This window comes from Flavobacterium tegetincola DSM 22377, assembly GCF_000425485.1.
Lineage (GTDB): Bacteria > Bacteroidota > Bacteroidia > Flavobacteriales > Flavobacteriaceae > Flavobacterium > Flavobacterium tegetincola.
This window is the reverse complement of record NZ_KE384383.1, coordinates 44,488-61,615: the sequence shown is the minus strand read 5'-3', so window position 1 is coordinate 61,615 and position 17,128 is coordinate 44,488. Positions and strand designations below refer to the sequence as shown.

The 17,128-nt window shown below is 35.3% G+C and carries 22 protein-coding genes; 12 read left to right on the top strand and 10 right to left on the bottom strand.

What is annotated here, in order from left to right; translation table 11 throughout:
• Positions 1 to 18 precede the first annotated feature (18 nt).
• Together ruvX and H602_RS0109925 are read right to left on the bottom strand one after the other, a co-directional pair.
• Positions 19 to 432 carry a Holliday junction resolvase RuvX gene (gene ruvX, locus H602_RS0109930; RefSeq protein WP_026977855.1) on the bottom strand — a complete coding sequence of 138 codons (414 nt, stop codon included), beginning with the start codon at positions 430 to 432 and terminating at the stop codon, positions 19 to 21.
• Between the two features lie 16 nt (positions 433 to 448).
• Positions 449 to 1,576 (bottom strand): cysteine desulfurase family protein, encoded by a 1,128-nt coding sequence (locus H602_RS0109925; RefSeq protein WP_026977854.1) that lies wholly within the window; start codon positions 1,574 to 1,576, stop codon positions 449 to 451.
• 99 nt (positions 1,577 to 1,675) lie between these two features.
• Here H602_RS0109925 and H602_RS0109920 point away from each other — a divergent pair, with 99 nt between their 5' ends.
• Positions 1,676 to 2,665, top strand: a complete 990-nt coding sequence (locus H602_RS0109920; RefSeq protein WP_026977853.1) for a hypothetical protein — start codon at positions 1,676 to 1,678, stop codon at positions 2,663 to 2,665.
• A 75-nt stretch (positions 2,666 to 2,740) separates the two neighbouring features.
• Here the strand turns inward: H602_RS0109920 and H602_RS0109915 are convergent, their stop codons facing one another.
• Complete coding sequence (locus tag H602_RS0109915) at positions 2,741 to 3,286, bottom strand: Smr/MutS family protein (RefSeq protein ID WP_026977852.1); 546 nt, start codon at positions 3,284 to 3,286, stop codon at positions 2,741 to 2,743.
• Positions 3,276 to 3,473 (bottom strand): hypothetical protein, encoded by a 198-nt coding sequence (locus H602_RS18650; RefSeq protein WP_035759410.1) that lies wholly within the window; start codon positions 3,471 to 3,473, stop codon positions 3,276 to 3,278. The genes H602_RS0109915 and H602_RS18650 overlap by 11 nt, the downstream gene beginning before the upstream one ends.
• Positions 3,474 to 3,624: 151 nt before the next feature.
• On the opposite strand from H602_RS18650, the gene H602_RS0109905 reads away from it, so the two are divergent.
• Together H602_RS0109905 and H602_RS0109900 are read left to right on the top strand one after the other, a co-directional pair.
• Positions 3,625 to 3,909, top strand: a complete 285-nt coding sequence (locus tag H602_RS0109905) for a DUF2752 domain-containing protein (RefSeq protein WP_026977851.1) — start codon at positions 3,625 to 3,627, stop codon at positions 3,907 to 3,909.
• 28 nt (positions 3,910 to 3,937) lie between these two features.
• A complete protein-coding gene (locus tag H602_RS0109900; protein ID WP_026977850.1) occupies positions 3,938 to 4,267 on the top strand; it encodes a CCC motif membrane protein in 330 nt (109 codons plus the stop codon).
• Positions 4,268 to 4,404: 137 nt separating this feature from the next.
• Here H602_RS0109900 and rocD read toward each other — a convergent pair whose 3' ends face one another.
• The 4 genes from rocD to H602_RS0109880 all read right to left on the bottom strand — a co-directional run bounded on the left by rocD (position 4,405) and on the right by H602_RS0109880 (position 8,710).
• The gene (rocD, locus tag H602_RS0109895) at positions 4,405 to 5,685 is read right to left on the bottom strand and encodes an ornithine--oxo-acid transaminase (RefSeq protein ID WP_026977849.1); all 1,281 of its coding nucleotides are present in this window, start codon (positions 5,683 to 5,685) and stop codon (positions 4,405 to 4,407) included.
• A gap of 170 nt (positions 5,686 to 5,855) precedes the next feature.
• Entirely contained in the window at positions 5,856 to 6,266 is a 411-nt protein-coding gene (locus H602_RS0109890; RefSeq protein ID WP_026977848.1) for an OsmC family peroxiredoxin, read from the bottom strand.
• A 599-nt stretch (positions 6,267 to 6,865) separates the two neighbouring features.
• Positions 6,866 to 7,255: a GreA/GreB family elongation factor gene (locus H602_RS0109885; RefSeq protein WP_026977847.1), complete on the bottom strand. Its 390-nt coding sequence runs from the start codon at positions 7,253 to 7,255 to the stop codon at positions 6,866 to 6,868.
• 408 nt (positions 7,256 to 7,663) lie between these two features.
• The gene (locus H602_RS0109880) at positions 7,664 to 8,710 is read right to left on the bottom strand and encodes an ATP-binding protein (protein WP_026977846.1); all 1,047 of its coding nucleotides are present in this window, start codon (positions 8,708 to 8,710) and stop codon (positions 7,664 to 7,666) included.
• A 143-nt stretch (positions 8,711 to 8,853) separates the two neighbouring features.
• Between H602_RS0109880 and rlmD the strand changes: the two genes are divergently transcribed.
• The 3 genes from rlmD to H602_RS0109865 all read left to right on the top strand — a co-directional run bounded on the left by rlmD (position 8,854) and on the right by H602_RS0109865 (position 11,570).
• On the top strand, positions 8,854 to 10,269 hold the full coding sequence (rlmD, locus tag H602_RS0109875) for a 23S rRNA (uracil(1939)-C(5))-methyltransferase RlmD (RefSeq protein ID WP_026977845.1): 1,416 nt from the start codon (positions 8,854 to 8,856) through the stop codon (positions 10,267 to 10,269).
• Positions 10,270 to 10,339: 70 nt separating this feature from the next.
• Positions 10,340 to 10,882, top strand: coding sequence for a DUF6452 family protein (locus H602_RS0109870; RefSeq protein WP_026977844.1), 543 nt, complete (start codon positions 10,340 to 10,342; stop codon positions 10,880 to 10,882).
• A complete protein-coding gene (locus tag H602_RS0109865; RefSeq protein ID WP_026977843.1) occupies positions 10,863 to 11,570 on the top strand; it encodes a DUF6048 family protein in 708 nt (235 codons plus the stop codon). Before H602_RS0109870 ends, H602_RS0109865 begins: the two co-directional genes overlap by 20 nt.
• A 209-nt stretch (positions 11,571 to 11,779) precedes the next feature.
• Here H602_RS0109865 and H602_RS0109860 read toward each other — a convergent pair whose 3' ends face one another.
• A complete protein-coding gene (locus tag H602_RS0109860) occupies positions 11,780 to 12,013 on the bottom strand; it encodes a hypothetical protein (RefSeq protein ID WP_026977842.1) in 234 nt (77 codons plus the stop codon).
• Between the two features lie 17 nt (positions 12,014 to 12,030).
• Entirely contained in the window at positions 12,031 to 13,224 is a 1,194-nt protein-coding gene (locus tag H602_RS18645) for a THUMP domain-containing class I SAM-dependent RNA methyltransferase (protein WP_051224420.1), read from the bottom strand.
• Positions 13,225 to 13,312: 88 nt separating this feature from the next.
• On the opposite strand from H602_RS18645, the gene H602_RS0109850 reads away from it, so the two are divergent.
• The 6 genes from H602_RS0109850 to H602_RS0109825 all read left to right on the top strand — a co-directional run bounded on the left by H602_RS0109850 (position 13,313) and on the right by H602_RS0109825 (position 16,946).
• A complete protein-coding gene (locus tag H602_RS0109850) occupies positions 13,313 to 14,077 on the top strand; it encodes an SAM-dependent methyltransferase (RefSeq protein ID WP_026977841.1) in 765 nt (254 codons plus the stop codon).
• 104 nt (positions 14,078 to 14,181) lie between these two features.
• On the top strand, positions 14,182 to 14,889 hold the full coding sequence (locus H602_RS0109845; RefSeq protein WP_026977840.1) for a ZIP family metal transporter: 708 nt from the start codon (positions 14,182 to 14,184) through the stop codon (positions 14,887 to 14,889).
• A 52-nt stretch (positions 14,890 to 14,941) separates the two neighbouring features.
• Positions 14,942 to 15,757 carry an N-acetylmuramic acid 6-phosphate etherase gene (gene murQ / locus H602_RS0109840; protein WP_026977839.1) on the top strand — a complete coding sequence of 272 codons (816 nt, stop codon included), beginning with the start codon at positions 14,942 to 14,944 and terminating at the stop codon, positions 15,755 to 15,757.
• A 4-nt stretch (positions 15,758 to 15,761) separates the two neighbouring features.
• On the top strand, positions 15,762 to 15,986 hold the full coding sequence (locus H602_RS0109835; RefSeq protein WP_026977838.1) for a DUF6095 family protein: 225 nt from the start codon (positions 15,762 to 15,764) through the stop codon (positions 15,984 to 15,986).
• Positions 15,983 to 16,555 carry a pentapeptide repeat-containing protein gene (locus H602_RS0109830; RefSeq protein ID WP_026977837.1) on the top strand — a complete coding sequence of 191 codons (573 nt, stop codon included), beginning with the start codon at positions 15,983 to 15,985 and terminating at the stop codon, positions 16,553 to 16,555. Before H602_RS0109835 ends, H602_RS0109830 begins: the two co-directional genes overlap by 4 nt.
• Before the next feature lie 13 nt (positions 16,556 to 16,568).
• The gene (locus H602_RS0109825) at positions 16,569 to 16,946 is read left to right on the top strand and encodes a hypothetical protein (RefSeq protein ID WP_026977836.1); all 378 of its coding nucleotides are present in this window, start codon (positions 16,569 to 16,571) and stop codon (positions 16,944 to 16,946) included.
• Positions 16,947 to 17,128: the final 182 nt, after the last annotated feature.

The window sequence follows — 17,128 nt, the reverse complement described above, 5'->3', positions numbered from 1 at the left end:
TTGAAAATACTTTCGCAGTTAAAACTTCCTTCCCAAATAATCCTGCAACAAAATAGTAGCTGCAATTTCATCAATCAGCGCTTTGTTCTGTCGTTGTTTTTTCTTAAGTCCAGAATCAATCATGGTTTGAAACGCCATTTTAGAAGTAAAACGTTCGTCTACGCGAACCACAGTCATCTCTGGAAAAACTTTGACAAACTCAAGAATGAATTTCTCAATAATCACAGCACTTTCAGAAGGCAGTCCGTTCATTTGTTTGGGTTCGCCGATGAGCACTTTCTCTACCTTTTCTTGAGTGAAATATGTTTTTAAAAACGCAATTAATGTTGGAGATTCTACCGTAGTTAATCCGGAAGCTATAATTTGCATTTCGTCTGTAACTGCAATTCCTGTGCGTTTTAGTCCGTAATCGATGGCGAGAATTCTTGGCATTTTTATTTCTTTAAAATTATACAGCAAGCAAAGCTTCTATTAAACGATCCACTTCTTTCTGGGTGGAAAGATGACTGAACGAAATCCGAATTGACGGCTTTAAAAGTGCTTCCTGATTTAAAAATTCAGCTAAAACATGAGACGGTCGTGCACTTCCGGATTGACAAGCACTTCCACGGGAAACTGCAATTCCCTTCATATCCAAAGTAAAAAGTAACATGCTGCTTTTTGAAGCGTCAAGTGGCAACTGAACATTTAGAATCGTATAAAATGTTTTTTCACTATTACCGTTGAATTGTACTTCTGGAAAATGTTTTTCAAATTGTGCTACCGTATATTTTTTCAATTCCTGAATTTGATTCCGATCCGAATCTAAATTTTGGTAGGACAACTGCATGGCTTTTGCCATTCCTACAATATTGTGTAATGATTCCGTTCCAGGTCGGCTTCCTTTTTCTTGTTCGCCACCATGGAAAATGGGATGTATTGCGGTTCCTTTTCGGATAAATGCAAAACCTATTCCTTTTGGTCCATGAAATTTATGAGCTGTTGCCACGAGAAAATCAACAGTTACTTCTTGCAAATCCAGTTTCATTTTTCCTACAGATTGCACCGCATCAGAATGAAAATACACCGAATGTTGTTTACAAATTAAAGCAATTTCAGCCAAATCTAATACGGTTCCAATTTCATTATTGACATGCATCAAGGAAACCATTGTGGAGATATCTTGACTCAACAATTCCATTAAATGATTGATATCAATACTTCCGTCTGCCTTAATTTTTAAAAAATCAACTTGAATTTGGTGTTGCCTTTGCAAATGTTCTACCGCATGTAAAACGGCGTGGTGTTCTATTTTTGAAGTAATGATTCGCTTTACATTCAGATTTTCGACTGCATTTTTCAAAATCCAATTGTTGGCTTCTGTCGCACCTGAAGTAAAAATAATTTCTTGAGCAGACACGTTTAGGAGTTGCGCAATGGTTTTTCGCGCAAGCTCTAATTTACTTTTGGAACTTCGACCGAAACTGTGAGAAGAAGATGGATTTCCGAAATCATTTTGTAAAACAGAAACCATTTCAGCAATGACTTCCGGACGCAAAGCCGTAGTTGCCGCATTGTCCAAATATATTTTTTCCATGTTGCAAAGTTATAAATTTTAGGTTTAACAACGCTTTAGACTTCGCAGATTCTTAGTTGTGGTTTTTTTGCCTATTTTTGCTTCAAATAAAAAAGCCCAATGAAAAATTTTTTTGCTCTCCTTTTTATAACTGTATTATTTTCAAGTTGTGATGACGGCGATTTGACCCAAGTTTCATTTGATTTCGATACAAGTGATGCTCAAGCATGTGCAACCGGGACATCTGACTTTTTCATTTATAAAATTCAGGACCAGCGCGCGCTAATTATTCAATTACCAGAAAAGAGTTTTGAAAATAAAATTACTGCAGATCAACCTTCAGCTCCACTTACATTAGCGATAAGTAGTGCTGAAGTTCGCTTGCTTTATAGAGAATATTCAGGCGATGTTACATCAAACACGATGTGCTCCACAGTTCCAGTATCTAGTCCTATTGTTACTCAAGAACGTGAAGCCACTGATGGAACTATTACCATTACTACCACGGCACTTAAAAGCGCGGCAGATGCCAATGGCGCCACACAAATAACAGGTTACCTGCACACGCTGACTTTTAAAAATTTAGTTTTTGAGTTGGGCGATGAAGGCACACAAATTAATGAGGCATTTACACAGGTTACTTACCAAACGGATGCTGAAGCATTTACCCCTTTTTCAGGTTTAACAGGATTGAAATCGTGTGCAAATGACACTTCATTTCTATTTAAATATTTAGACAAACAAGCACTTATTCTGGACTTAAATGACGCTGATGCCTCTTTTCTTTTCTCTGGAGCAGCAGGTCCTAAAGTGCGACTTATTTCAGCAGATAACAAATTGACTCGCGTTATTTTCAATGCTACATCCTCATCGTTAACCGATGCGTATTTCTGTACGATTCCAACCCCAACTACTCCAGCAATTGAAGAACTTTTTACCGCAGAAAATGGTATAGCCGATCAAAGCGGGATTATTGAAGTAACCTCATTACCTTCCACTAATGGCTTTAAACATACCATTGTTTTAAAGAACATTAGATTAGCAAAAGGAAGTTTAAAAGTGGATATGGGTGCTGAATATATCTTTGGAGAATTTGAAACTATGAATTAAACATCGCTGAATTCCAATAAAAAAGCCATTAAGAATATAAAATTTCTTAATGGCTTTTTCTATTTTAGTACTGTTTTAAACATTCTGCTTAAAATAAACTTCTGTAGCACCTGAACCGTACTTTTGATAATTACCGTCTTTAAAAGAAACTTGATCGTAACGACCTAATAAAAAATCCAGTTCGGCTTTCAAAACTCCTTCACCTACACCGTGAATAAATACAATTTTAGGAATTCGGTTTCGTATGGCAAATTCGATATGGCGTTGAGCCGTTTCCGTTTGTAGCGTCAAAATATCGTAATTGTTCATTCCCCTGAAGTTTTTGACCAATTTTTCGATGTGCAAATCGAACTCTGGAACAGGAATTTCTTTCTTGGATTTTTTCTCTTTTACAAAGGAGCGCGGTTTAGGAATTTCCTTTTCTTGTAAGATTAGTGAAACAGGCGTGGTTCCCAATCCCATCTTCATTTCGTCGCCACTGATTTTTAATAATTCTTTAGGAGCAAACTTAATTTCAAATCCATCGGTAGTTAACACCGTAATTTGATCGCCATTTGTAGCAACCACAATTCCGTCCATAGCATCATCCAAAACGGTAACTTTATCTCCTTTACTGAACATCATTTGAGTTATTTGAGTTATTTGAATCGTTATTTTTGTGCGGAATTCTTGCATTCAATTTGTACAATAAATACATAAATACAGCAATGGATGCAGCACTAATGTAAACATTTGGAACCTCTTGACTTTGTTCATAAAGTAAAACAATAGCTGCAATAACAACCGCGGGAATTAAAAACTTTTTCATGACAAATAGTGCTTTAAACTCCGTTTGATTTTAACAAGAAACCAATTGTGAACGGATATTTAGGCTTCAAAAGTAATTAACTTTAAAATAATATCTCCTAATAAAACAAAAGTTTACAAATATTTTGTAAAATTGCAGTAAACAAAGAATTTTGGAAGTCGAAGACCTTATGATTCCGTGCGTGAGTAAAAAGTTGTTTGGCCTGGATTGTCCGGGTTGTGGCATGCAGCGTGCTACAGTAATGGTAGCTCAAGGCGATTTTTCACAGGCGTTTACTATGTTTCCGGCAATTTATACCACAATCCCTTTGTTTATTTTAATCGGTTTGCATTTTGTAGACAAGAGTCGGAATTATACAAAATTTATCATTCCGATTGCTATTTTAAACGCAGCTATCATGATTATTGCCTACTTTTACAAATTAATCAATTATTAATCAAATTTAAACCAAATTTTTATTACTTATGGAACAACAAAAATTACCTAATGCAACCGCTGTCTTGGTACTCGGAATTCTGTCAATTCTAGGTTGCTGCTTTTACTTCGTTGGAATTATTTTTAGTATCATTGCATTAGTGATGGCTAAGAAAGATATGGCATTGTACGCTCTAAATTCAGAGATGTATGATAATTACAGTAATTTAAAAACAGGACGGATTTTAGCAATAATTGGTTTAGTTCTGAACATTATTGGAATTATTACTTTAGTTGCCTTCATCGCTATCTTTGGCTGGGCTGTTATGAATGACCCTGTTTTATTGCAAGAACGATTGAATGAAATGCAAGGATTGTAATCTTGTATAGATTTTATATTTATCAAAAAATCCGCTTTACAAATTGTAAAGCGGATTTTCTATTTTTATGCATCTAAACCTAAGATGAAACAAACATTTTAGTTTATTTAGAATTAAGTCACAGTTCTCAACGCTTTCTATTTCTCAAACTCTTTCAACGTATCAATAATAATTCGGGTGCAATCCAATAATTGCTCTTCATTCATTACTAAAGGTGGAGCAAATCTAATGATGTTTCCGTGAGTGGGTTTAGCCAAAAGGCCGTTATCTCTCAAGCGCATACAAATATTCCAGGCGGTATCGCTGTCTTCTGTATCGTTAATCACTACAGCATTTAGTAAACCTTTTCCACGCACTAAAGTGGCAATGGTAGAAGTACTGATAAAATCTTGCATCTTTTCACGGAACATTTTACCTAATTTTCTTGCGTTTTGTGCTAAATTCTCGTCGTTCACTACATCCAATGCTGCAATTGCAACCGCTGCTGCAACAGGATTTCCACCAAATGTTGAACCGTGTTGACCTGGTTTAATCACATTCATAATTGCATCATCAGCTAAAACTGCCGAAACGGGATACACACCTCCAGAAATGGCTTTCCCTAAAATCAACATATCAGGTCTTGCATACGTTTCTTGACGCTCACAAGCATTCTGACAATTACAATCTCCACAAACCGCTAGAAGCGATCCGGTTCTTGCAATACCTGTTTGAATTTCATCTGCCATAAACAACACATTGTGTTGGTTACACAAGTTTTTCACTTTCATCATATAGTCGTTAGCGGGCGTATAAACGCCTGCTTCTCCTTGAATAGGTTCTACTAAGAATCCTGCAACATTAGAATTATTTTTTAAAACTTCTTCTAGCGCTTCAATATTATCATAAGGAATTGAAATAAAACCATCCGTGTACGGACCAAAGTTTTTTCGTGCATTGGTATCGTTTGAAAATGAAATAATCGTAGTCGTTCTTCCGTGGAAATTTCCGTCTGCCACAATTATTAATGCTTGGTTTTCTGGAATACCTTTTACTTCATAAGCCCATTTACGGCAAATTTTCAAGGCGGTTTCCACAGCTTCAGCACCCGTATTCATTGGCAACACTTTGTCAAAACCAAAATAACTGGTTAAATACTCTTCGTAAGGACCTAGTTGATCGTTAAAGAAAGCACGAGAAGTAAGCGTCAATGTTTCGGCTTGCTTGGTCATTGCTCCAACAATTTTTGGATGGCAATGTCCTTGATTTACGGCAGAATACGCAGAAAGGAAATCGTAGTACTTTTTTCCTTCTACATCCCAAACGTAAACTCCATCTCCTTTACTCAAAACCACTGGAAGTGGATGGTAATTGTGAGCGCCATACTTGTTTTCTAAATTGATAATTTCTTGCGAAGTGCGTTTGTCCAAAACTGCCATTGTAGTGTAATTTTTTCTTAATATGCTTTTATTCCTGCTTTTGGGAGAGAAATCATCCTTATTTGTGCCAAATTTAGCAAAATTTAAACGAATTAATGTCGATTCTATATATTTAAAAAATCGCATCATGTCTTTTAACACAATGCGATTTTATCTATTGAGAAGCTTAACTATAATAAAGTAGCTTCCGAAGTAATTTTTGTATCTAACAATCTAGAAATCGGACACGTTTCCTCTGCTTTTGTCACCCACTTTTGAAAATCTTCTGCAGAAATATCCTTTACTTTACCTTTGACCATCAAATGCGATCCTACCACACTTTTATCTTGAAAATCAACAGCACATTCGGTTTCAAGTGTGTCAATTTCAAAACCAGCTTCGGTTAAGTATGCTGACAATTGCATCGTAAAACAGCCTGAATGAGCCGCTGCAATTAATTCTTCTGGATTGGTTCCAATACCATTTTCAAAACGTGTTTTAAACGAATATTGCGAATTGTCCAAAACCTTACTATCCGTAGTTAATACTCCATTTCCTTCTTTTAATGTGCCTTTCCAAACGGCGGTTGCATTTCTTTTCATAACAGTTTTTTTTTGAATTATCTCAAAGTTAAACTTTTATAGATTTTTAATGAAATGGTTTGGGGGAAGTTTAACAAGGGAAAGAAAAGGCCTTCCGGTTAAAATGTAAACAATCAGAATGATTTTAAAAAAAAACGAGAGCTATTCTACAGTAAAAAATAAATCATATATTTAACATGTTAAAATATCTAGCACGCTTTGAAACGCATTGGACAATGAAAAACCGCATTAATGTATTGTGTTTTTTACATGATTTTCAATACCCTTTTAGTCATCAGTTCACCCGAATATTGTTGGCGATGAGCTACTAAATGACGGGAACTCTCATGAATTAAAAAACGTGTTTTGTTACAAATAATCATGGCTAAAATTTAGAAATTCTCGTTCTAGACTTTAATGAGAAACCTGATGTATAGGAAACATTTTAGAGAACTTTTAAAACGATTTCAAATTATTTTATTAGGTAGCAGTCAACTCAATAAAAACAAAAATTAGCACCATTCCGCGGCTTTACGTTGGACATAATAAGTGGATTCTACGCAAAAAAGTCAGTAGTTTACGAATAAACTACCGACTTTTTTACTATTGAAAACAGTTAATTATGCCAATCGTTCTACCGCTATAATTTCCATTTGTTTCTCTTGGTTATTGAAATTCCAATGGATTACATCGCCAATTTTGCATCCCACAAGTGCCAGACCCATTGTACTCAAAATAGACTCTGTATTATTGCGTCTTTTGGCTTTATCCGGTGCTACAAAGGTGTAAATTTCTTCTTCATTAGTAAGCGTGTCCTTAATCGTCACTTCTGCATCAACGGTTACCACATCCATAGGAAGGTTTTTCCGAGTCACTTGCTTTGCTTTTTTAAGTTGCTTTAAAAGCACTTCTTCCTCTTCTGGCGTAGCTTTCTTGCGTCTTACGTGATCTTTAATCAAATCATAAATTCCGGTAGTCAATAAAATTTCTTGTTGTGCTTCTTGTATCATTTTTTGTTCTGTTGTATCACTGTTCTAAAGCTTTTTTAACAAATACCCAAAGTGTTCTGTTCTACAACATTTTGTTTAGAATGGAGCGCTATAAAAAAGGCTATTGAAAGCAGTTGATGATTTTAAATATATAAAGGAATCGGAAGATTTCCCTGTCTTGGGTGTGACAGGGCTTACTTTATAAACTCTTTAGAACTTTTTAAGAAGGAGTCGTCATGCAGATGAGACAAAGATATTAATTGTCCAAATGCAAGCGCGTTTAAAGTAGCATAAAAATAATGATGCATGTCTTTCTAAATTGACCCGCAATATACACTATATAAATGGCTAAAGAAAGCTTTTAACAAATTGATAAGCCGTAAAACCGCTTAAAACAATTTTAAATAACTTACTGTCAAGTTTTAAAATCTAGCGTTGCAATTTAAGTTCTATAATAAATTTTGCTCCTTGATTTAATCCATCACTTTCTGCAACGATACTTCCACCAAAACGATCAATAATTTGACCCGCAAGATACACGCCCGTTATCGGACTGTATGCTTCTTCGGCTTCTACTGTTTGAAATTTACTAAAAATCTTTTCCGCTTGACGTGCATTAAATCCAATACCGTAATCTCTAATTTGCAATACCAACCTACCGCGGTGTTTCTCCGTAGTAATTTCAATTTTAGAATTTTCAGGTGCATGTTTTATTGCATTGTCAACCAAATAGCCTAAAGCTTGTAAAAACAAAGTATTACTTACTTTTAGTCGTATCCTAACGTATTTCAAACTAAAAGTCAGCTGAATATTTTTTTCTTCCAAAGCAGCCTTACGTTTCAATTTTACTTCCTCAAGCAGTTCTTGAACGTTTACCTTCCGAACTTTAATCGGTTGCTTATTGATGATTTCTTCTTGTGCCAAAATTTCAACGTACGTATTTACAAAATTAATTTGCTGCTGAACCGATTGCATTGCCAAAACTGACAAATTTTTCACCTCACCATTGGTAGTCGTCTTGTTGATTGTTTCTAAAAGATGTTCCGTATTCAAGGTTTGATCGCGCAAGTCGGTAGTCAATACATCACACAATTCTTTTTTGTCGGCAAGTAACCGCTGATTGGTTTGAACCAAAGATTGTATGTTTTTAAGAATAATTCCAGGCTCGTCCGTAAAATCAGCAGGTAAAGCAGGCATTTTTAGAGTCGTTTCATATTCTACCAAAGCCGAAGCTCCTTTTATTACAGGCAAAAACAAGGCTTTAAACAGAAAAAACAGTACCACTGCAATAAGCAAAACAATAAGTAAAGCAACGAGAAATAGATCCAATGGTGCTAAATGACGTTTTAAATAAATCACAAAGTAGAGCAAAACTACAATTGGAATTAGTAGTCCAAATACAGCGACAAAGAAAAACTTTGCAGCATAGCGGTTTTTTAAGAAATTGATTTTAGATAGACGCGTATAGAGTTTCATGCCCTTGTGCTTTTAATTACTTTTTTTTTTGAAAACTACGCAAAAATCGGATAAATACTGTAAAGTAGGTTCAATTAAATTTCATTTTTATAAATTATCTTGATTTTTGAATTTAAAATCTAATAAAAACTTATTTTTGCCCCATGTCTAGAAAAATTACCAATAAAATTGTTTTCAACCACATTAAGGTTTTAGATGCAGGCGCCAAGGGTGTTTCTGTAGCCAAAGCGCCTGATGGCAAAGTGGTTTTTATTCCCAATGTAGTTCCGGGAGATGTTGTGGATGTGCAAACTTTCAAAAAGCGTAAAGCGTATTATGAAGGAAAAGCCGTTCGTTTTCATGAATTTTCAGAGCACAGAACTGAACCTGTATGCCAACATTTTGGCGTTTGTGGCGGTTGCAAGTGGCAAAACATGAAATACGATCAGCAGTTGTATTACAAACAAAATGAAGTTAAAAATCATTTGCAACGCATTGGAAAAATAGAAATTCCTGAATTTGAACCTATTTTAGGCTCCAAGGAACAGTTTTTCTACCGAAACAAAATGGAATTTGGTTTTTCAAACGCGCGCTGGATGACGGAAGAAGAATTGAACAGCGACGAAATATTTGAAAACAAAGATGCACTGGGTTTCCATATTCAAAAAATGTGGGACAAAATTTTAAATATTGAAAAATGTCATTTGCAGCAAGATCCCTCTAATGCGATCAGGAATGAGATTCGTGCTTTTGCTATCGAAAATAAGTTAGCTTTTTTCAATCCTAGAAACCACGAAGGCTTTTTAAGAACCTTAATGATTCGAACGGCTTCAACTGGCGAAACTATGGTTTTGATTCAGTTTTTTGAAGAACAGAAAGAGAATCGGGAACTTTTATTGAACTTTATTGCAGATCGTTTTCCAGAGATTACTTCGTTACAATATGTAATTAACGGCAAGCCAAATGATACCATTTACGACCAAAAAGTACATTTGTACAAAGGCCGTGACTATATTTTGGAAGAAATGGAAGGCTTGCATTTTAGTATTAATGCAAAATCATTTTACCAAACCAATTCAGAACAAGCGTATGAATTGTATAAAATTACACGCGATTTTGCTGGATTAACTGGAGAAGAAATTGTTTACGATTTATATACTGGAACAGGAACGATTGCCCAATTTGTTTCGCGTCAAGCGAAAAAAGTTATTGGTGTTGAAGCTGTTCCTGAAGCAATTGCCGATGCAAAAGAAAATGCAAAACGAAATGAAATTACCAATTGCGACTTTTTCGTAGGCGATATGAAAGTTGTCTTTAACGAAGCTTTTATTGCGCAACACGGAAAGCCAGACGTAATTATCACGGATCCACCACGCGATGGAATGCATAAAGATGTTATTGAACAAATTATGAAAATCGCTCCTGAAAAAGTAGTGTATGTAAGTTGTAATTCGGCAACTCAAGCCCGTGATTTGGCACTAATGGATGAGAAATACAGCGTAACACGCGTTCGTCCTGTGGATATGTTTCCGCAAACGCACCATGTGGAAAACGTAGTCCTTTTGGAAAGAAGAAAATAAATACTGAAATTAAAAATGACTTTTCTTTTCAAGGAAAGTCATTTTAATGCGATCAAACCATTATCTCGAAATGAAAAAAATAATTGCCACCTTATTGTTCGCCTGTTTTGCTTTTGCTGGTTGCGAAAAGGACGATATTTGCGATCCTTCTACTCCAACAACTCCGCGATTGGTGGTGCAATTCTATGACATCAACAATGTCTCGCTAACGCGAAATGTTACCAATTTAAAGGTTATTGGTGATGGTTTGGATGTAGACAATCCACTACTGAGCGAATCAGGTTTAATCACGTGGAACGACACTGTAGTTTATTTGCCCTTACGTGTAAATGAAACCTCAACCAAGTTCAAACTAATTTTGAACGCAGAAGATGCAGATAGTAGCAATGACAGAACTGATGAATTGGAAATCAATTATACTACATCGGATGTATATATTTCAAGAGCATGTGGTTTTAAAGCACTGTTTAATTTGTTTGGAAATCCAATGCAACAGCCTCTTATTTTAAATAATAATCCTGCAGCAATTGATGGAGAATGGATCCGAAAAATCGAATTAATACAATCAGAAATCAACGATGAAAACGAAACACATGTTAAAATTTATTTCTAGTTTACTTTTGATTTTGTGCGGTATTTCGATACAAGCACAAGAAAGCGACACTATAATTGTTCCGCCAAAAGTCGAACGCTACGGTATTCGTGTGGGAGCTGATTTATCAAAAATCGCTCGTACTTTATACGACAGCGATTATCAAGGTTTAGAACTTGTTGCTGATTATCGCTTGACGAAAAAATACTTTTTAGCAGGAGAATTGGGAAATGAAAACAAAACCACTGATGATGATCAGGTAAATTTCACCACAAAGGGAACTTATTTTAAAGTCGGTTTTGATTATAATGCACACGAAAACTGGCTTGATTTAGAAAACATCATTAGCATTGGATTGCGTTACGGCGTAAGCTCCTTCAGCCAGCAATTAAACAGCTACGAAATCTACAACCCAAATCCGTACTTTGGAGCTGTTCCAGATACGCAACTGGGCAAAAACTACGGCGGCTTATCTGCTCAATGGATTGAAGTAGTTGCAGGTGTTAAAACACGTGTTTTTGATAATTTCTTTGTGGGATTTTCGGTGCGTGCCAATAGATTGGTAAGCAACCAAACTCCGGGAGAATTTGACAACTTGTATATTCCTGGATTCAACAGAACCTATGATGGCGATTTTGGAGTGGGATTTAACTATACAGTGACGTACTTTATACCTGTGTACAAGAAGAAGATTGCTGTTGCAAAATAGTTATCAGTTGTCAGTTGACCGTTATCAGTTTTAAATCGTTTTTAATTAATTGAATATACTTTTACCACTAGATTTTTAGATTATGGTAAAAAATAGTAATCTGTCTTTACATCCTTGTTGGTATATTTTTTGAACTTCACCACGTCCCATTTGATATTGATATTTCTATCAAAATTTAATGCAATATTGAGCAACTAACAACTGACAACTTACTTTATCTCCTTTACATCCTTCATGAAAATCCATTTCATAAATAATTTATCGCCGTCTTTTGATTTAACCGACTGAAATTGAGGCGCGGCAATTGTACCAATGACAAAGGCAGTTACCGAAATCCACATGCCTTCCAAGTTGGTATAACTTGCCAAAACAAAACGGACAATAATAAACAAAGTCGCAAAACTAATTAACTGTAAGATGAATGCTTTTACTTTTAAATTCATGATGTTTCTTTAATTTATTATTCTTCTATTTGTTGATCCGAGCCTTCATGGCGCACTTGCGAAGCAAATTTGGTACGTTTACTTCCTTCATAAATCTCGTATTTTACCAATCGTGCTTCTAAACTTCCGTTAAATAATTTTATTTTTCGAGACGGTTTTAATCCTACAAATTTCAATGCTTCCAAATTTGCTGTGATGAACCACGCGTCTGTTCCGGGATAATTTTGTTTGAAAGTATCGCCAATTTCTCTGTAAAAACGTTCCATTTCAATATCCAATCGTTCGCCATAGGGTGGATTGAATACCATATGAAGTGGTCCTTTGGTTTCTTTTTCGGTATCAAAAAAGTTGCGTTCGGAGATTTTTACATACTCATCTAAATTTGCATTTTTAATATTGTCAATCGCTTTCATCACGGCCGAAGGTGCTTTATCATAACCGGTAATCGTGTAATGAAATTCGCGCACTCTTTTTAATTGTGAATCTACAATTTGATCAAATAAATCGTTATCCCAATCGTTCCATTTTTCAAAACCAAATTCCTTTCGGTTGATGTTTGCGGGAATATTACAAGCAATCATTGCCGCTTCTGCTAGAACAGTTCCAGAACCACACATCGGATCAATGAAATCACTTTTACCGTCCCATCCTGAAAGCAACAACATTCCTGCTGCTAAAACTTCATTAATTGGAGCAATATTCGTAGCCGTTCTATATCCTCTTTGGTGCAAAGAATTACCAGAAGTATCTAAAGCAACTGAAACTTGTTCTTTATCAATGTGAATATTGATTCGTAAATCCGGATATTGCTTATCAATGCTTGGACGTTGTCCAAATCGCGTTCTAAATTGATCTACAATTGCATCTTTACATTTCTGCGCCACAAATTCAGTGTGATTGAAACGATCTGAATGCACGGTTGCATCAATTACAAAAGTCTGATTTGCATTGATATACTTGCTCCAGTTTACACCTTGAATACCTTTATACAAAGTTTCTTCGTTGGTGGCACGGAAGAAATAAATAGGTTTCAAAATTTTTAGTGCAGTTCTTAAGGAAAGGTTGGCTTTATACATAAAACCTTTATCTCCCTTGAATGTCACCACCCGAACACCTTGTTCTACATCTTGAGCTCCCAATTGTAGAAGTTCTTTTGCTAATATATCTTCAAAGCCAAAAAAAGTTTTGGCTACCATTTTAAAATTTTCCATACTCAAATTGCCCAAAAGGGAAACTGTTTTAATTATATTCTGCAAAAATAGACTAAATTTGCAGACTTGAATTAATTGAAATCGATAAATGTCTAAATTACCCCTTTCCGATACCCAAAAAGCAAGTTCTAACTCCGAAAGTTGGTTCACTTCTTGGTTTGATACGCCTTATTACCACATTTTGTACAAAGACCGCGATGATAAAGAAGCCCAAATTTTTATGGACAACATCGTACATTACCTAAATTTGCCCGAAGAGGCTAAAATTTTAGATTTAGCTTGTGGAAAAGGCCGACATTCGATTTATTTAAACGAAATGGGCTTTGATGTAACTGGAGCTGACCTTTCTGAAAATAGTATTGCAGAAGCAAAGAAGTCTGAAAATGATAAGTTGCATTTTGCCGTTCATGATATGCGTCAACCTTGCACTGAAAAGTACGATGCCATTTTAAATTTATTTACCAGCTTTGGTTATTTTGAAAATGACGAAGACAATTTCAAAACTTTAAAATCGATTCACGACAGTTTAACGGAATATGGTTTTGCAGTAATTGATTTTATGAATGTGTATACCGTAATCGATAATTTAGTAGAATCTGAGTTAAAAACCGTAGACGGAATTGATTTTCATATCAAAAGAAGTGTGGTGGATGGTTATATTTTAAAAGAAATTAACTTTACAGATAAAGGAGAAGCCTACCATTTTACAGAAAAAGTAAGAGCTTTAACCTTAGAGGATTTTGAGCAAATGATGGAAGAAGCTGGTATTTATTTGTTGGATACTTTTGGCGATTATAAACTCAAGAAATTCTTTAAAAATCAGAGTGAACGATTAATTATGCTTTTTAAATAAAAGAAAGACCTCAAAGAATAGAAGAAAGAACCTAGATTTAAGAGGATTATAAATCTTTCAATCTAATATTGGACTACGTTTTAAGTATTATTTTTACAGAATAAATGAATTACATACTTCCCTTACTATCCGTATTAATTGGCTACGGAATTGCGTTTTTTATCATGCCAAAAAAGAAAACGAGTTTAAAGCTATTGATGGCTTTTAGCGGTTCGTTTTTATTGTCGCTAACTGTAATGCACTTGCTTCCTGAAGTGTACCACAGTGCAGAAAGTGCGCATCAAGAAGGATCTGTTGGCATTTTCATCATGTGTGGAATTTTGTTCCAAATTGTTTTGGAATTTTTCTCAAAAGGTGCCGAACACGGTCACGTTCACAGTCATGATACTTTTGAAAAAACACCTTGGTTGCTTTTTATAAGTCTTTGCATTCATGCCTATTTAGAAGGTTTTCCAGTAAGCAATCATCCGGATTTGGCTTTGGGAATTGCGATACATCACTTACCCATTGCCATTATTTTGACGTCGTTTTTCTTGAATACCAAATTAACAAAAACCACCATATTTTTATTCATGATTGTTTTTGCTTTAATGACACCATTAGGAACTTTAACGGCATCCTACGCTACGTTTTTACAACCTTTTCATGCCCAAATTACAGCAGTGGTGATCGGGATTTTGTTTCACATTTCCTCGACGATTATTTTTGAAAGCAGTGAAAATCATAAGTTTAATTTAGCGAAACTATCCATGATTGCCATTGGTATTATTACGGCATATTTTTTAGGAATTGATGTACCGCATGTGCATTAATTTGTGCAGAATTAAGTAACTTTGGTCATTCGAAATTTAATCGATTATACGAATGACATTCATAAAAACTACTGAACAATCCTCTGCCTTTAAAGACCTTGAGAAGATGTCGGTTGCCGATTTGCTTTTCAACATCAACCAAGAAGATCAAACCGTGCCTTTTGCCGTGCAAAAAGCATTGCCTCAAATTGAAGTTTTGGTTACCCAAATTGTATCTAAATTACAAAATGGCGGCAAGTTGTTCTATATTGGAGCAGGAACTTCAGGAAGAATGGGAATTTTAGATGCTTCAGAATGTCCGCCTACTTTTGGCGTTCCATTTGACTTGGTCAACGGAATTATTGCTGGAGGCGATTTGGCCATCCGAAAAGCGGTGGAACGTGCCGAAGACGATACCCAACAAGCTTGGATTGATTTGCAGCAGCATAATATTTCAGAAAAAGACGTCGTAATTGGAATTGCCGCATCGGGAACAACTCCTTACGTTATTGGTGGATTACAAAAATGCAACGAAAACAAAATTGTTACAGGCAGTATTTCATGCAACGCTGGAAGTCCACTTTCGCAAACGGCACAATTTCCAATTGAAGTAATTGTTGGTCCTGAATTTGTAACCGGAAGCTCTAGAATGAAAGCAGGAACAGCACAGAAATTAGTTTTGAACATGATTTCAACCGCCATAATGATTCGTTTGGGAAAAGTGAAAGGAAATAAAATGGTGGACATGCAATTAAGTAATGACAAGCTTGTAGAACGTGGTATTCAGATGATTCTAGCAGAAATAAATGTATCTCATGCTGACGCAAAAATCTTACTTTTAGAAAACGGAAGTGTCCGAAATGCAGTTAACGCATTTTTAAAAATATAAATTTATGGCAACAAATAAAGAAGTATTAAACCGCGGAATTGTATTTATGGCAGGTGCTTTACCATTAATGTTCATTGGTCCAGCCGTGATTCATTTTGCGTTTATCAACAAGCAACAGCCTTTGCATTGGGCCATTTTAATTGTAGGAATTGCCATGTGTATTGGCGGTGTATTTCTTGCATTTAAAGGTTTGATAAAAATTACAAATAGCTTATTCAAATCCGAATGAAGGACTTAATTCACCTGCATAAAACATTTGAAAAAGTAATTTACACCGGACAAAAAGTGGCCTCCCGTGAATTTGAAAATTGTGTGTTTCAAAACTGCGATTTTTCAAATACTGCTTTCGTGTCCAGTACTTTTATGGACTGCGAATTTGTGGATTGTAACTTATCGATGTTGGAATTATCAGGTTCAAGCTTAAAGAATGTTACTTTTACAAATTGCAAATTATTAGGGATTGCCTTCCACGTTTGCGATGACTTTCTGTTTCAAGTTCGCTTTGAGAATTGCGTATTGGACTTTGCCTCTTTTGCAAATAAGAAAATGCCCAAGACAAAGTTTGTTGCATCTAGTTTGAAAGAAGTTTCTTTTGTAGGTGCCAAATTGAAACAATCTGATTTTGAGAAATGCGATTTATCAGGAACTATTTTCAACGATACTGATCTAAGTGAATGTAATTTTACTACGGCAACAAACTTTCAGATCGATCCTCAATTTAATCTATTAAAAAAAGCACGATTCAGCTTAAATGGCATTCCAGGCTTACTGGAAAAATACGATATCAAAATTATTTAGTGAACCCTATATTATGAAAAAATTAATTCCTTTATTTCTACTTCTTGCTCTTTCTTCCTGCTTTGAAACACCGCAGCGCGACTGTACCTCTTTTAAAACAGGAACTTTTAAATTTGAACTTGAGGTGGATGGTGTAAAAAAGAGCACCACATTTATCCGAACCGAAAATCAAGAAATCGATACGTATGAAGGTAAAACAGACACTTCCTCCATTCGCTGGATCAACGATTGTGAATACATTATTCAGAAAATCAATCCAAAAAATAGGGCAGAACAAAAAGCCGTTTCAATTAAGATTTTAAGTACTACTGAAGACAGCTATATGTTTGAATTCAATGTGGTGGGAAGTCCCGAAAAACAGACCGGAACGGTTATTAAACTAACAGACTAATTAAAATGTTCGCGCTTTGCGGACATTTTTTTATTTGGAATTTGTGCACCACGGTTGAAACCGTGGCCAATGTTCCAGATATACTTTTTAATTCGTAAAAATTAGTGCAATCTATTTCAAAATTATCTCGGTATTTCCCTAAAACATTCTGATTTCATTAACAAAATAGTTTAGCCCAAAAT

Excerpts from the sequence above, each read along its gene's own strand:
- ruvX (WP_026977855.1), bottom strand. The coding sequence starts at position 432 with ATGCCAAGAATTCTCGCCATCGATTACGGACTAAAACGCACAGGAATT.
- H602_RS0109925 (WP_026977854.1), bottom strand. The coding sequence starts at position 1,576 with ATGGAAAAAATATATTTGGACAATGCGGCAACTACGGCTTTGCGTCCG.
- H602_RS0109920 (WP_026977853.1), top strand. The coding sequence starts at position 1,676 with ATGAAAAATTTTTTTGCTCTCCTTTTTATAACTGTATTATTTTCAAGT.
- H602_RS0109915 (WP_026977852.1), bottom strand. The coding sequence starts at position 3,286 with ATGTTCAGTAAAGGAGATAAAGTTACCGTTTTGGATGATGCTATGGAC.
- H602_RS18650 (WP_035759410.1), bottom strand. The coding sequence starts at position 3,473 with ATGAAAAAGTTTTTAATTCCCGCGGTTGTTATTGCAGCTATTGTTTTA.
- H602_RS0109900 (WP_026977850.1), top strand. The coding sequence starts at position 3,938 with ATGGAACAACAAAAATTACCTAATGCAACCGCTGTCTTGGTACTCGGA.
- rocD (WP_026977849.1), bottom strand. The coding sequence starts at position 5,685 with ATGGCAGTTTTGGACAAACGCACTTCGCAAGAAATTATCAATTTAGAA.
- H602_RS0109890 (WP_026977848.1), bottom strand. The coding sequence starts at position 6,266 with ATGAAAAGAAATGCAACCGCCGTTTGGAAAGGCACATTAAAAGAAGGA.
- H602_RS0109885 (WP_026977847.1), bottom strand. The coding sequence starts at position 7,255 with ATGATACAAGAAGCACAACAAGAAATTTTATTGACTACCGGAATTTAT.
- H602_RS0109880 (WP_026977846.1), bottom strand. The coding sequence starts at position 8,710 with ATGAAACTCTATACGCGTCTATCTAAAATCAATTTCTTAAAAAACCGC.
- rlmD (WP_026977845.1), top strand. The coding sequence starts at position 8,854 with ATGTCTAGAAAAATTACCAATAAAATTGTTTTCAACCACATTAAGGTT.
- H602_RS0109870 (WP_026977844.1), top strand. The coding sequence starts at position 10,340 with ATGAAAAAAATAATTGCCACCTTATTGTTCGCCTGTTTTGCTTTTGCT.
- H602_RS0109865 (WP_026977843.1), top strand. The coding sequence starts at position 10,863 with ATGTTAAAATTTATTTCTAGTTTACTTTTGATTTTGTGCGGTATTTCG.
- H602_RS0109860 (WP_026977842.1), bottom strand. The coding sequence starts at position 12,013 with ATGAATTTAAAAGTAAAAGCATTCATCTTACAGTTAATTAGTTTTGCG.
- H602_RS18645 (WP_051224420.1), bottom strand. The coding sequence starts at position 13,224 with ATGGAAAATTTTAAAATGGTAGCCAAAACTTTTTTTGGCTTTGAAGAT.
- H602_RS0109850 (WP_026977841.1), top strand. The coding sequence starts at position 13,313 with ATGTCTAAATTACCCCTTTCCGATACCCAAAAAGCAAGTTCTAACTCC.
- H602_RS0109845 (WP_026977840.1), top strand. The coding sequence starts at position 14,182 with ATGAATTACATACTTCCCTTACTATCCGTATTAATTGGCTACGGAATT.
- murQ (WP_026977839.1), top strand. The coding sequence starts at position 14,942 with ATGACATTCATAAAAACTACTGAACAATCCTCTGCCTTTAAAGACCTT.
- H602_RS0109835 (WP_026977838.1), top strand. The coding sequence starts at position 15,762 with ATGGCAACAAATAAAGAAGTATTAAACCGCGGAATTGTATTTATGGCA.
- H602_RS0109830 (WP_026977837.1), top strand. The coding sequence starts at position 15,983 with ATGAAGGACTTAATTCACCTGCATAAAACATTTGAAAAAGTAATTTAC.
- H602_RS0109825 (WP_026977836.1), top strand. The coding sequence starts at position 16,569 with ATGAAAAAATTAATTCCTTTATTTCTACTTCTTGCTCTTTCTTCCTGC.